Genomic DNA, 13257 nt, shown 5'->3' with positions numbered 1-13257 from the left:
CGGGTCCGGTGGGTTCAGGGTGCGTCCGGTGCGCGGCGGATGGTGAGGGGGAGGGATGCCGCGGCCGCCGCGTCATCGCGTCCGCCCGACTGCGGGCCGATGCCGCGGGGCTCGAAGGTGTTGACCATCGCGTGCGCCGCCCGCTCGAGGTAGTCCCAGAGCGTCGCCTCGAGGAGTGGTGGAAGGGCGAGGGCGTCGACTCCCGCCCGCATGTGGAGCAGCCAGCGGTCCCGTGCCTCCGGGTCGACGTGGAAGGGCATGTGGCGCATCCGCAGACGCGGGTGGCCGCGCTCCCGGCTGTACGCGGTCGGTCCGCCCCAGTACTGCTCGAGGAACCCGGTGAGACGCTCCTTGGCGGGGCCGAGGTCCTCCTCGGGGTACATCGGGCGCAGCACGTCGTCGCCGGCGACACCGGCGTAGAAGACGTCGACGAGCCGGACGAAGGCGGCGTGGCCGCCCATCTGCTCGTACATGCTGGCCGGGTCGATCGCGGGCTCGTCGGTCACGGCGTCTCGTCCTCCGGTGCCGGAGCGGGATGCGCCGCGCCCCGTGGCTTCTTCTTCGGCTTCCACACGGCGCCCGCGGCTGCCTGCGGAGCGATCTGGGTCGGCTTGGTCTTGGGCGGGTTCGCGCCGCGGACGCGGCTCGCACCCTCGAGTCCGGTGAGCATGATCGAGTTGAGCTGCGGCAGGGTGAGCCCGAGCCCGTCGATGGCGTTCTTGAGCCGCATGCGCAGCTCGCGCGCGACGTCGTCCTTCGCGCCCGCCCGCGTCTTCATCACGAGACGGATGACGAGCGCGTCGCCCGACACCGACTCCAGCCCCCAGACCTCGGGCGCCTCCAGGATGCGCGTGCGCCACTTGGGGTCCTTCGCGAGGCCTCGGGCGGCCTCGAGCATGGCGCCCTCGACCTCGGGGATGTCCGCGTCGGCGGGCACCGCGAGGTCGATGATGACGCGCGACCAGCCGAGCGACATGTTGCCGATGCGGAGGATCTCGCCGTTGCGCACGAACCAGAGCGTGCCGTTCACGTCGCGCACGTGCGTCACGCGGACGCTCACGTACTCCACGATCCCGGTGGCGAGGCCGAGATCGACGACGTCTCCGATGCCGATCTGGTCCTCGGCGACGATGAAGATGCCGTTGAGGATGTCCTTCACGATGTTCTGCGCACCGAAACCCAGCCCGGCGCCCACGGCCGCGGTCAGGAGCGTGAGTGAGCCCAATGCGGTCGGCGCGAGGAGGTTGACGATCATGAGCGCCGCGATGACGACGATCGACACGTTGACGATGTTGCGCAGGATGGACCCGAGCGTGCGGGTGCGCTGGACCAGTCGCACGGCCGCGAGCGGGGAGCGATCCAGCGCCATCGTGTCGTCGACGTTCGCCTTGTCCTTCGCACCCGAGACGATCCGCGTGACGATGCGGGCGATCATGCGCTGGAAGATCCAGGCCACGACCATCGCGCCGACGATGATGCCGGCGACCGTGAGCAGGTTCCAGCCGACCGACGCGAAGAACTGGCCCACCTGGGCCCACCACTCGGGGTTCGTGAAATCAGGCATCCCCCCGATTCTAACGAGGCACCCTCTGCCGATCCTGGGCGGTGCTCAGGACGCCGGCGAGTCCGGAGGGGGACCGGCGGGGGTGATCCCGGCCTGATGGGCGAGGATCACGGCGTGCACGCGATCGCGCGCGCCGACCTTCGCCATCACGCGTCCGACGTGCGTCTTGACCGTCGACTCGCTGAGGAACAGCTTCGCGGCGATCTCGGCGTTGGTCAGCCCGCCGGCGATCGCGGTGAAGACCTCGTGCTCGCGGTCGGTGAGCGCATCGAAGGTCGTGGGCGCCGCCGGTCCAGGAAGCGCCCCCACGAGATCGATGAGCCGCCGCGTGATGCGGGGGGCGAGAGCGGCATCCCCGGCATGGACGGCCCGGACGGCGCCGACGAGCTCGGAGCGCTGGGCGTCCTTGAGCAGGAACCCGCTGGCACCCGCGCGCAGGGCGGCGAAGGCGTCATCGTCGAGGTCGAACGTGGTGAGGATGAGGATGCGCGCGTCCGGCCACGCGCGGACGATCTGCTCGGTCGCTCCGATGCCGTCGAGCCGCGGCATCCGGACGTCCATGAGGATCACGTCGGGTCGGAGCTCCGCCGCCCGAGCGAGAGCCTCGGTGCCGTCGGCGGCCTCGCCCACCACCTCCATGTCGGGTTCGGCTTCCAGGACGAGCCGGAACCCCAGACGGATGAGGTGCTGGTCATCGACGATGAGCACCCTGATCGGCTCGGTCATGTCCCTGCCCTTCCGTCGTCGCGCGGGATCGGCAGTCGCGCGCGGACCTCCCATCCTCCTCCGGACGCGGGGCCGGCCGTCATCGAGCCGCCGACCAGGTCGACCCGCTCACGCAGGCCGCGCAACCCGAACCCGCCCGAGTCCGCCGACGTCGCGGCACCGGCGCCGTCGTCGCGGACGCGCACGACGATCTCGTCGCCGGTGCGACGAACGGTGACGCGCACGGCGCGGGCGTCGGGAGCGTGACGCATCGCGTTGGTGAGGGCCTCCTGCACGATGCGCCCCAGCGCGAAGCGGACGGAGCGCGGCACGTCCGCGAGGCTGCCGGTGAACTCGGACACGACCGGGAACCCGGCGTGCTGAGCCGCCGCCACCACGGCCGCCGGGTCGACGGGCTCGAGCGGATCGCGCGGCGACACCGAGGCCGAGGCCGTCGCCGGCGCATCCGACGTATCGCGCAGCACGCCGAGCATGGCGCGCATCTCCTCCAGCGCGCCGCGCGCCGTGTCGGCGGCGCTGAGGCTGGCCTGACGGCTGCGGTCGAGGTCGGCGGCGGCCGCGGCGCCCTCGGACAGCGCGACGATCACCGTCAGCGAGTGCGAGACGATGTCGTGCATCTCGCGGGCGATGCGGGTGCGCTCGGCGGCGGCCGCGAGTCGCGCCTGCTGGTCGCGCTCGACGGCGAGCTGACGCGAACGGTCGATGAGCGCCTGGAGGTAGCGGCGGCGGTTGCCGACGTTGACGCCCAGCAGGCTGCCGAGAAGCAGCGCCAGGATCGCGGACACGAAGGACGAGATGTGGTACCCGAGCTGCGCGGGCTCGGCCACGGCGAAGCCGACGGCGTACAGCGCCAGCGCCGTCCCCACGACGCCGAACGCGATCCAGCAGGCCCGCGCCGAGGCGTAGACGGCGACCGCGTAGATCGCGAAGGCCGGCAGCGGCTGGACCGCGGGTCCGAGGCTGGGCGGCAGGAGCAGGAGCGGAGCGGTGCCGGCGACGAGGGCCGCGAACGGATGCCGGCGGCGGAACAGAAGTGCGACGCCACCGGCGACGATCATCGCCAGGGCGATCCACATCTGCTCGGGCGTGGTCTCCTCCGGCGCACCCGCGCGGAGGGCGGCGGAGGGCAGGGAGAAGAAGACCGCGCTCAGGGCGATCACGACGTCGGCCAGCCGGGGATGCCGCGACCAGAAGCGGCGGAACACCCCGGGAGGCCGCGGCAGCAGCAGATCGTCGTCGACGCCCGTGGGGGCGTCGACGACGATCGTGCGGGCCTGGCGCGGCATCCGGCCGACTCTACGCGTCGCGCGTGCGCAGCACCGTCCAGCCGAGGCCGAGCGGCACGACGGCCCAGGCGACCATGGCCAGGAACGCCGGCAGCTTATCGCTGCCGCCGGTCGAGGCGAGCGTGCCTCCGGCGTTCGACGGCAGGTACTGGGCCGCGTCGACGAGCCACTGCCAGCTCTCGCCCGCGATCGAGAAGAGACTGAACACGATGGGCAGGACGAACAGCACGCCCACCGTGGCGGCTATGGCGCCGGCGCCGTTGCGCACGACGAACCCGAAGCCGAGACCGATGAGGGCGTAGACCACCATCGCGAACACGCCGAAGGCGAGCGGGATGACGGACTGGGACGCGTCGGACCAGTCGACGCCGGTCGTCACCAGGGGGGCGGTGACCAGGATCGCGATCGCGTAGATGACGACGGTCGTCGCGGCCAGCACGAGAGACACGACGATGGCCTTCGCGGCGAGCACGGCACCGCGACGGGGCTGCGCGGTGAGGGTCGAGCGGATCATGCCGGTCGAGTACTCGCCGGTGATCGCGATCGCCCCCAGGATGCCCGCCACGAGCATCGTGAACTGCGTGGGCAGCAGGATCACGTTCACGGCCGCCAGCGACGGACCGCCGCCGGGCCCGGCGCCCAGGTCTCTCGTCACGGCGGCGATCAGCGCCGACAGTCCGATCGACAGGACGGCCGCGACGGCGAGCGACCACCAGGTGGAGCGGAGGCTCACCAGCTTGATCCACTCGGAGCTCAGCAGGCGGGCGAAGGTGAGGCGGGACGGCGAGGTCGACGCCGAACGGGTGCGGAGCGCGGGCTCCGAGGTGACGGCGGTCATGAGATCTCCTTGGTCTTGTACTCGACGGCGTCGCCGGTCAGGGCGAGATAGGCGTCTTCCAGCGAGCCGGAGCGAGGGCTCAGCTCGTGCAGGGGGATGCCGAGGGAAGCGGCGAGGTCGCCGACGGCGACGGCCGCGGTGCCCGTGACGGAGGCGGCACCCGGCTCGACGGCGGTGACGGTGATGTCGGGTCCGGCGAGGGCGTTGGTGAGCTCGGTGAGACGCGGGGAGCGGACGACGAGGGTGGTCGTCGTCCAGGCGCGCACGAGGTCGGACAGCGGCGCGTCGGCGAGCACCCGCCCCCGGCCGAGCACGATGACGTGGTCGGCGGTCTGGGCCATCTCGCTCATGAGGTGGCTGGACAGCAGCACCGTCCGGCCCTCGGAGGCCAGATGGCGGACGAACTGCCGCACCCAGCGCACGCCCTCCGGGTCGAGGCCGTTCACCGGCTCGTCGAGGATCAGCGTGTGCGGGTCGCCCAGGAGTGCCGCCGCGATGCCGAGGCGCTGCCCCATGCCGAGGGAGAACTTGCCCGCCCGCTTGCCCGCGACGGAGCCGATGCCGGTGAGCTCGATCACCTCGTCGACACGGCTCCGGCCGAGACCGTGCGTGGCGGCCATGGCGCGCAGGTGATCGCGCGCGGTGCGCCCGGTGTGCACGGCCTTGGCGTCCAGCAGCACGCCCACCTCCGTCAGAGGCGAGCGGAGCGTCGCGTAGCGCGCGCCGCCCACGGTCACGGAGCCGGACGTGGGGCGGTCGAGCCCGACGATCATCCGCATCGTGGTGGACTTGCCCGCGCCGTTGGGTCCGAGGAAGCCGGTGACCTTCCCGGGGCGGACCGTGAACGACACGTCGTCGACGGCCGTCTTGTCGCCGAAGCGCTTGGTGAGTTGTTCTGCAACGATCATGTCTTCACCGTAGGGACAGCGACGTGCGCGCCGCGTCCCCCTGACGGCGGATTCCGACCGCGGCGGGTGGTACCACGGTGCCGGAGACGACGGATGCCCCGTCCCGCAGGACGAGGCATCCGTGACACCGCGCGCGGCGACTACTGCGCGTCGCGCTCCTGAACGGCCAGGGCGCGCTCGACTCCGGCGAGGTTCTCCTGCACCAGACGGCGGAGCGCGGGAGCGGCGTCCGCGTTCGCGGCCAGCCACGAGCGGGTCGCGTCACGCAGCGACCGGTCGGCGAGAGCCGCCGGGTACAGCCCCACGATGAGGTACTGCGCGATCTGGTAGCTTCGCGACTCCCACACCGGCAGCAGCATCTCGAAGTACGGTCCGACGAACTCGGCGAGCACCTCGCGGCCGGCCGGGTGGGTGAAGCCCATCGCGGTCGAGCGCACGATCGTGTTCGGCAGGTCGTCGCTGCCGATGAGCGAGTCCCATGCGATCCGCTTGGACGCGGCATCCGGCAGCGCGGCCTTCGCCTGCGCGGCGAACTCTCCGCCCTTCGCCGTGTTGTCGGCCGCACGGGCGTCGTCGATCTGCTGCGCCGACACCACTCCGCCGGCGGCGAGCGAGGCGAGCAGCTGCCACGACAGGTCGGTGTCGATCTGCAGGCCGGGCAGGGTGAGCTCGCCGTCGCGCAGGCGGCGGACGGTCTCCCACTGCGCCGGGGTCGCCGCCGCGCCCGCGAAGGCGGTCACGAACTGCAGCTGGCTGTCGCTCCCGGCCTCGGCGGCCTGTGCGAGGTCCCACAGGGCGTCGGCGACGCGCTCCCGCGTGGCCTCGCGCTTCTCCGGGGCGACGTAGGAGTTGGCCGCCAGCACGAGCTGTCCGAGCGTGGTGCGCACCGTGGTTGACTCGGTCTCGGCGCCGATGTTGCGCAGCACGAGCTCGATGTAGTCGCCGGCCGAGGCCTCGGCATCCCGCGTCTGATCCCAGGCCGCACCCCAGACGAGCGAGCGGGCGAGGGGGTCGCTGATCGCGCCCAGGTGATCGATCGCGGTCCGGAGCGACCGGTCATCCAGCCGGATCTTGGCGTAGGCCAGGTCGTCGTCGTTGAGCAGCACCAGGTCGGGCCGCGGAACGCCCTTCAGCTCGGGGACGTCGGTGCGGTCGCCGTCGACGTCGAGCTCGAGGTGGTGCACGCGCACCAGCGCGCCGTCGCGGAGGCTGTAGAAGCCGACGCCGAGACGGTGCGGACGGATCGTCGGGTAGTCGGCCGGCGCGGTCTGCACGATCGCGAAGCGCGAGACGGTGCCGTCGCCGGACTCCTCGATCAGCGGCGTGAGGGTGTTCACGCCCGCCGTCTCCAGCCACTTCTTCGACCAGCCCGAGAGCTCACGGCCGCTCGTGACCTCGAGCTCGGAGAGCAGGTCGGACAGCTCGGTGTTCGACCACTCGTTCTTCTTGAAGTACGCCGCGACGCCCGCGAAGAACTGCTCGATGCCCACCCAGGCGGCGAGCTGCTTGAGCACCGATCCGCCCTTGGCGTAGGTGATGCCGTCGAAGTTGACCTGCACGTCCTCCAGGTCGTTGATCGTCGCGACGACCGGGTGCGTGGAGGGCAGCTGGTCCTGGCGGTAGGCCCACGTCTTCTCCATGGCGTTGAACGTGGTCCAGGCCTCGGTCCACTCCGTCGCCTCGGCCGTCGCGATGGTCGACGCCCATTCCGCGAAGGACTCGTTCAGCCACAGGCCGTCCCACCACTTCATGGTGACGAGGTCGCCGAACCACATGTGGGCGAGCTCGTGGAGGATCGTGACGACGCGTCGCTCCTTCACGGCGTCGGTCACCTTGGAGCGGAAGACGTAGGTCTCGGTGAAGGTCACCGCGCCCGCGTTCTCCATGGCGCCGGCGTTGAACTCCGGCACGAAGAGCTGGTCGTACTTGGCGAACGGGTAGGGGTAGTCGAACTTCTCCTCGTAGTACGCGAAGCCCTCGCGCGTCTTGTCGAAGATGTAGTCGGCGTCCAGGTGCTCCCACAGGCTCTTGCGTCCGTAGACGCCGAGGGGGATCACGCGGCCCGAGGCGCTGGTGAGCTCGGAGAACGTCGACTCGTACGGGCCGGCGATGAGCGCCGTGATGTACGAGGAGATGCGGGGAGTGGGCTCGAAGGTCCACGTCGCCGTCTCTCCGTCGACGGCCGGCTCGGGGGTCGGCGAGTTGGAGATGACCTTCCAGCGCGCCGGAGCGGTGACGCGGAACGCGAAGGTCGCCTTCAGGTCGGGCTGCTCGAACACCGTGAACATGCGGCGCGAGTCGGGCACCTCGAACTGGGAGTACAGGTACACCTCGTCGTCGACGGGGTCCACGAAGCGGTGCAGGCCCTCGCCGGTGTTGGTGTAGAGGCAGTCGGCGTCGACGACGAGCTCGTTGTCGGCGTCGAGATCGTCGAGCGCGATCCTCGAGTCGGCGTACGCCTCGGCCGGGTCGAGCGATCGGCCGTTGAGGGTGATCGAGCGGATGTCGCCGGCGATCAGGTCGATGAAGGTGTCGGCGCCGGGGGTCGCGGCGAAGTGCACGACGGTGCGGGAGCCGAAGACCTCGGCGCCCCTCGTGAGGTCGAGCTCGACCTCGTATGCGCGGGTGTCGACGATGTCGCGACGCTCCTGCGCCTCGGTGCGGGTGAGGTTCTCTCCAGGCACGAAATTGCTCCCAGGGGTGAGGGGTTCGGATGCCGCGGACGGGCGCTGCTGGCGCCGGCGACAACCGTCCCAGCCTATGCCAGGCGCGTCCGAGCGGCCATCCGGCCTCCGGACGCGCCCCGCGTCTCGCACGGGTGTGAGAATCGAGGGGTGAGTTCACTCGAGCAGCAGCTGCCCGCCTCCTCGTCCGACCAGACGCCTCAGGTTCTCTTCGCCTCGCCGGCCGCATCCTCCGGCGCTCCGCACGTCGAGGTCCCCGTCGCCTACGACGGCATCCTCCTCGCCGGCTTCGGCGGTCCCGAGGGTCAGGACGACGTGATCCCGTTCCTCCGCAACGTCACCCGTGGGCGCGGCATCCCCGACGAGCGCCTCGAAGAGGTCGCCCACCACTACCGCCACTTCGGCGGGGTGAGCCCCATCAACGCGCAGAACCGCGAGTTGAAGGCGGCCCTCGAGGCCGAGATCGCCCGCCGCGGGCTCGACCTGCCGGTCTACTGGGGGAACCGCAACTGGGCCCCCTATCTCGAGGAGGCCGTCGCCGAGGCGAACGGCGCCGGTCACACCACGCTGCTGGCGATCGCTACGAGCGCGTACAGCTCCTTCTCGAGCTGCCGTCAGTACCGCGAGGACTTCGCCCGCGTGCTGACCGAGACGGGACTCGGCGGCACGGTCACGATCGACAAGGTGCGCCAGTTCTTCGACCACCCCGGCTTCGTCGCCGCCTTCGTCGCTGGTGTCCGCGACGCGATCGCGACCTTCCTCCAGGACGGCGTCGACCCGTCGGCCGTTCGCGTGCTGTTCTCCACCCACAGCATCCCGACCGCCGACGCCGAGCGCTCCGGTCCCCGCGAGGGCGACCCCGACCGCCCCGAGCTCGGTGAGGGCGGCGCCTACGCCACACAGCACCGCGCGGTCGCGTCGTACGTGATGGACGAGGTGGCCCGCGTCGTGCCCGGCGCCGACCGCGTCACCTGGGACCTCGTGTACCAGTCGCGCTCGGGCCCGCCCACGCAGCCCTGGCTCGAGCCCGACGTCGTCGACGTCATCGAGACGCTGTCCGACGCGGGCGTGCAGGCCCTCGCCATCGTGCCGCTCGGCTTCGTGAGCGACCACATGGAGGTGCTCTGGGACCTCGACACCGAAGCCATGGAGGCGGCGGAGGCCGCCGGCATCCGCGCCGTGCGCACTCCCACGCCCGGTGTCGACCCCGCGTATGTGTCGGGGCTGGTCGACCTCGTCGAGGAGCGCCTGAACGGCACTCCCGCGGCCGAGCGCCCGCACGTGACCTCGCTCGGTCCGTGGTTCGACGTATGCCGCCCCGGCTGCTGCGAGAACATCCGCGCGGGCTTCAAGCCCGCGGCATCCGGCATCCTGCCCTGAGCCGACCCCGCCCTGCGGCGGCGGCTCCGACGCTCCCTAGGATTGGCCCCATGCGCATCCACATCGCCACCGATCACGCCGGTCTCGAGTTCTCCACGCAGCTGCAGCACCACCTTGCCGAGGCCGGTCACGACGTGATCGACCACGGTCCGCTGGACTACGAGCCGCTCGACGACTACCCGGCGTTCTGCATCCGCGCGGCGCAGGCCGTGGTACGCGATCAGGAGGCCGGTGTGGAGGCCCTCGGTGTCGTCTTCGGCGGCTCGGGCAACGGCGAGCAGATCTCCGCGAACAAGGTGCGGGGCGTGCGGGCGGCGCTCGTCTGGAACATCGCGACGGCCGAGCTCGCCCGCGAGCACAACGACGCGAACGTCATCGCGATCGGCGCACGTCAGCACACGTTCGAGGAGGCGGCGAGCTTCATCGACCGCTTCATCGAGACGCCCTTCTCCGGGGAGGAGCGACACGTGCGGCGGATCGGGCAGATCGCCGCCTTCGAGGCAGACGGCTCGCTCCAGCCCGACCCGCGCGCGGCGGCGGGCGGCGGTGTCGTGGCCGGCGGCGAGGACGTGGACGCCGTGGATCCCGAGGCGGGCTGATGCCGGAGGGACACTCCGTCCATCGCATCGCCCGGCAGTTCGACCGCAACATCGTGGGTCGGCGGGTCGCGGCATCCAGTCCGCAGGGAAGGTTCGTCCAAGGCGCGTCGATGATCGACGGCCGCACCGCGACGTCGGTGAAGGCCGTCGCGAAGCAGATGTTCCTCGAGTTCGACGACGACCTCTGGCTGCGCGTGCACCTCGGCATGTACGGGGCCTGGGACTTCGCGGGCGAGATCGTGGTCGATCCCACCATCGCCTCCGCCAACGGGCGCATGGGGCAGACCAATCAGCGCGGCACCGTCGTGGACGACGCCGTGATGGATGCCGCGGGGGAGAACTCGCTCGACTCGATCGGCGCCCCGCGCCGCACCAGGACCCGCGTGCGCATGTCGGAGCAGACGTCCGGTCTCGACGACGAGGGGCAGCCGTGGCCGCCGCCCGTCGTCGGGCAGGTGCGCCTGCGGCTGCTCACCGAGATCACCTGCGCCGACCTCCGCGGACCGACCGCCTGCGTCATCCAGACCCCCGACGAGGTGGCCGCGACGATCGCGAAGCTCGGTCCCGATCCGCTCGTCGACGATCTCGCCGAGGGCGAGGAGCGCGTCGTCTCGGTCATCCGCCGCAAGCCCACTCCCATCGGCCTGCTGCTGATGGATCAGAGCGTGATCAGCGGCATCGGCAACGTCTACCGGGCCGAGCTGCTGTTCCGCGCCCGCCTGAATCCGCACACGCCGGGCCGCGACGTGCCCGAGGAGACCGTCCGCGACATCTGGCGGGATTGGGTGAAGCTCCTCGCCATCGGCGTCGAGACCGGTCAGATGATGACGATGGACGGACTGGATGCTGCGGCCCGCCGCCGCGCGATGGCCCGGCGTGCCGACCGGCACTGGGTCTACCACCGTGCCGGGCTGCCCTGCCGGGTGTGCGGCACGGAGATCGTGATGGAGGAGGCGGCGGGGCGGAAGCTCTACTGGTGTCCGTCCTGCCAGGCCTGACTTCTAGGCTGGGGGGATGCGTCAGAACCCCTCCTTCGCGATGACGGATGTCGCGGAGCTCCGCCGGCTCGTCGACCTCCACCCCTGGGCGACCCTCGTCAGCAGCACGGAGGACGGACTCATCGCCTCGCACTACGCGGTGCTGCTGGACGATGAGCGCGACGACCTCACGATCGTCGGTCACGTCGGCAAGCCGGACGACCTCATCCACGGCCTCGGCTCCCGCGAGCTGCTCGTCGTCATCCAAGGTCCGCACGGTTACATCTCCCCGTCCTGGTACGGGGACGCGGCATCCGTGCCGACGTGGAACTTCGTCTCGGTGCACCTGAGCGGGGTTCCGGAGCTGCTGAGCACCGAGGAGAACCTGGCCGTGCTCGACCGGCTCGTCGCCCGCTTCGAGTCGCGCAAGACCGACCCCCGCCTCATGTGGGAGACCCCGAACGATGCCGCCTTCATCGAGCGGCTCGAGCGCGGCACGGTGGGCTTCCGCCTCACGCCCACCCGCGTGGTCGCCAAGCGCAAGCTCAGCCAGAACAAGACCCCCGAGGTGGTCGAGAACGTGATCGCCGAGCTGTCGGGCGACGGGCCGTACGCGAGTGCCGAGCTCGCCGCCGAGATGCGGCGCGCGGCCGACGCCCGGACGCGTCCGTGAGCGCCGGCGTCGGTGCGACCGTCGGCACCATCCGGCGCGCGCGCATCGCCGGGGCGGGCCGCGAAGTGCTCCCCGACGACACGATCGCCTACGACGTCTTCCTCTCCGACGGCGTCATCGCCGACATCGCGCCGGCGGGCGCACTGCGGCCGCGCGGCGAGGTGCTCGACGCGGACGGCACCTGGCTCATCCCCGGCCTGTGGGACCACCACGTGCACGCGCTGCCGTGGGCGCTCGTCTCACAGCGAGCGGATCTCGGTGCCGCGGCATCCGCCGCCCACGCCGCCCGTCTCATCGCCGAGTCTCCCGTCCTGGTCGACGGGCGTCGCGTCGGCGTCGGGCTCCGCGACGCGCTCTGGTCCGATCGGCCCGATCTCGCGCTCCTCGATGCCGCGACGGGCGAGGTGCCGGCCTACCTCTACAACGCCGACCTGCACAGCATGTGGCTGAACTCCGCCGCGCTGCGCCGCGAGGGCATCACCGATGCCCCCGACGGCATGCTCCGCGAGACGCCCGCGTTCGAGGTGGGCCGCCGCCTCAACGCGGTCGACGATGCGGTCGCCGACGCGCTCATCGCGCAGATGGCGCAGGATGCCGCGGCCCGCGGCGTCGTCGGGCTCGTCGACCTCGACATGGCGTGGAACGCGGGCGCCTGGGCGCGGCGGGTGGACGGCGGATTCGACGCGCTCCGCGTGTCCTTCGGCATCTACCCGGAGCACCTCGACCGCGCGCTGGCCGAGGGGATGCGCACCGGAGACCGCGTGCGGGACGGCGGATCGGAGCTCGTGCGCGTGGGGCCGTTCAAGGTCATCACCGACGGCTCGCTGGGGACGCGCACCGCCGCGTGCTCGCATCCGTACCCCGACCATCCCGGCGACCGTGGGATGCTCACCGTCGCCCGCGACGACCTGCGGGCGCTGATGACGCAGGCGGCCGCCGGCGGTCTCGCGTGCGCCATCCACGCGATCGGCGACGTCGCCAACACCGAGGCGCTCGACGCCTTCGCCGTGACGGGCGCCTGGGGGACCATCGAGCACGCCCAGCTGGTGGCGCACGCCGACATCCCGCGATTCGCGCGGCTGGGAGTCGGAGCGAGCGTGCAGCCCGAGCACGCGCTCGACGACCGGGACATGTCCGACACGATCTGGGCGACGCAGACGGCGCTGCCCTACCCGCTGCGCGCCCTCGCCGACGCCGGAGCGACCGTGACGTTCGGCTCGGACGCCCCCGTGGCCGCCCTCGACCCGTGGGCGACGATGGCCGCGGCGACGCACCGCTCCAAGGACGGCCGCAAGGAGTGGCATGCCGAGCAGGGGCTCGATGCGGCGACCGCCCTCGCCGCATCGACGGCGGGCGGCTCCACCGATGGCGCGCGCATCGAACCGGGCGCCCGCGCCGACCTCGCCCTGACCGCGAGCGACCCCGTGATCGCGACCGGTCCGCAGCTGCGGTCGATGGCCGTCGCGGCGACGCTCCTCGGCGGGCGGCTCACGCACCGCGCCTGAGCGCCGCACGGACGGCTCACGCACCGCGCCCGTGTGCCCGGACGACCCGAGACCGGCAGGGGGGACAGCCCCCGTGTGCCTTCGGGAGCGGGTGGGATGCCGCATCCCCGCCCCGGC

At 71.8% G+C, this 13257-nt stretch carries 12 protein-coding genes; 5 read left to right on the top strand and 7 right to left on the bottom strand.

The genetic code is table 11. From position 1 onward, the window contains the following. Nucleotides 1–14 precede the first annotated feature (14 nt). The 7 genes from CVS47_RS07900 to pepN form a co-directional block, all read right to left on the bottom strand. The gene (locus CVS47_RS07900; RefSeq protein ID WP_127097251.1) at nucleotides 15–473 is read right to left on the bottom strand and encodes a globin; all 459 of its coding nucleotides are present in this window, start codon (nucleotides 471–473) and stop codon (nucleotides 15–17) included. A 29-nt stretch (nucleotides 474–502) separates the two neighbouring features. Next, on the bottom strand, nucleotides 503–1564 hold the full coding sequence (locus CVS47_RS07895) for a mechanosensitive ion channel family protein (protein WP_127095592.1): 1062 nt from the start codon (nucleotides 1562–1564) through the stop codon (nucleotides 503–505). 45 nt (nucleotides 1565–1609) lie between these two features. Next, entirely contained in the window at nucleotides 1610–2290 is a 681-nt protein-coding gene (locus CVS47_RS07890; protein WP_127095591.1) for a response regulator, read from the bottom strand. Next, the gene (locus CVS47_RS07885; protein ID WP_127095590.1) at nucleotides 2287–3576 is read right to left on the bottom strand and encodes a sensor histidine kinase; all 1290 of its coding nucleotides are present in this window, start codon (nucleotides 3574–3576) and stop codon (nucleotides 2287–2289) included. The genes CVS47_RS07890 and CVS47_RS07885 overlap by 4 nt, the downstream gene beginning before the upstream one ends. Nucleotides 3577–3586: 10 nt before the next feature. Continuing rightward, nucleotides 3587–4414, bottom strand: coding sequence for an ABC transporter permease (locus tag CVS47_RS07880; RefSeq protein WP_127095589.1), 828 nt, complete (start codon nucleotides 4412–4414; stop codon nucleotides 3587–3589). Continuing rightward, on the bottom strand, nucleotides 4411–5322 hold the full coding sequence (locus CVS47_RS07875) for an ABC transporter ATP-binding protein (RefSeq protein WP_127095588.1): 912 nt from the start codon (nucleotides 5320–5322) through the stop codon (nucleotides 4411–4413). Before CVS47_RS07875 ends, CVS47_RS07880 begins: the two co-directional genes overlap by 4 nt. A 140-nt stretch (nucleotides 5323–5462) precedes the next feature. Beyond that, complete coding sequence (gene pepN, locus CVS47_RS07870; RefSeq protein ID WP_127095587.1) at nucleotides 5463–8006, bottom strand: aminopeptidase N; 2544 nt, start codon at nucleotides 8004–8006, stop codon at nucleotides 5463–5465. Nucleotides 8007–8156: 150 nt separating this feature from the next. Here pepN and CVS47_RS07865 point away from each other — a divergent pair, with 150 nt between their 5' ends. Genes CVS47_RS07865 through CVS47_RS07845 form a run of 5 tightly spaced genes read left to right on the top strand, consistent with a single transcriptional unit; the run spans nucleotide 8157 to nucleotide 13140 of the window. Then, nucleotides 8157–9386 carry a ferrochelatase gene (locus CVS47_RS07865; RefSeq protein WP_241240318.1) on the top strand — a complete coding sequence of 410 codons (1230 nt, stop codon included), beginning with the start codon at nucleotides 8157–8159 and terminating at the stop codon, nucleotides 9384–9386. A gap of 50 nt (nucleotides 9387–9436) precedes the next feature. Next, the gene (locus tag CVS47_RS07860) at nucleotides 9437–9985 is read left to right on the top strand and encodes a ribose-5-phosphate isomerase (protein WP_127095586.1); all 549 of its coding nucleotides are present in this window, start codon (nucleotides 9437–9439) and stop codon (nucleotides 9983–9985) included. After that, the gene (locus CVS47_RS07855) at nucleotides 9985–10983 is read left to right on the top strand and encodes an Fpg/Nei family DNA glycosylase (RefSeq protein ID WP_127095585.1); all 999 of its coding nucleotides are present in this window, start codon (nucleotides 9985–9987) and stop codon (nucleotides 10981–10983) included. Before CVS47_RS07860 ends, CVS47_RS07855 begins: the two co-directional genes overlap by 1 nt. Nucleotides 10984–10999: 16 nt before the next feature. Next, the gene (locus CVS47_RS07850; RefSeq protein WP_127095584.1) at nucleotides 11000–11635 is read left to right on the top strand and encodes an FMN-binding negative transcriptional regulator; all 636 of its coding nucleotides are present in this window, start codon (nucleotides 11000–11002) and stop codon (nucleotides 11633–11635) included. After that, nucleotides 11632–13140, top strand: coding sequence for an amidohydrolase (locus CVS47_RS07845; RefSeq protein ID WP_127095583.1), 1509 nt, complete (start codon nucleotides 11632–11634; stop codon nucleotides 13138–13140). The genes CVS47_RS07850 and CVS47_RS07845 overlap by 4 nt, the downstream gene beginning before the upstream one ends. Nucleotides 13141–13257: the final 117 nt, after the last annotated feature.

It is taken from the genome of Microbacterium lemovicicum (assembly GCF_003991875.1).
Classification (GTDB): Bacteria; Actinomycetota; Actinomycetes; order Actinomycetales; family Microbacteriaceae; genus Microbacterium; species Microbacterium lemovicicum.
This window is presented reverse-complemented; position numbering and strand designations above follow the sequence as displayed.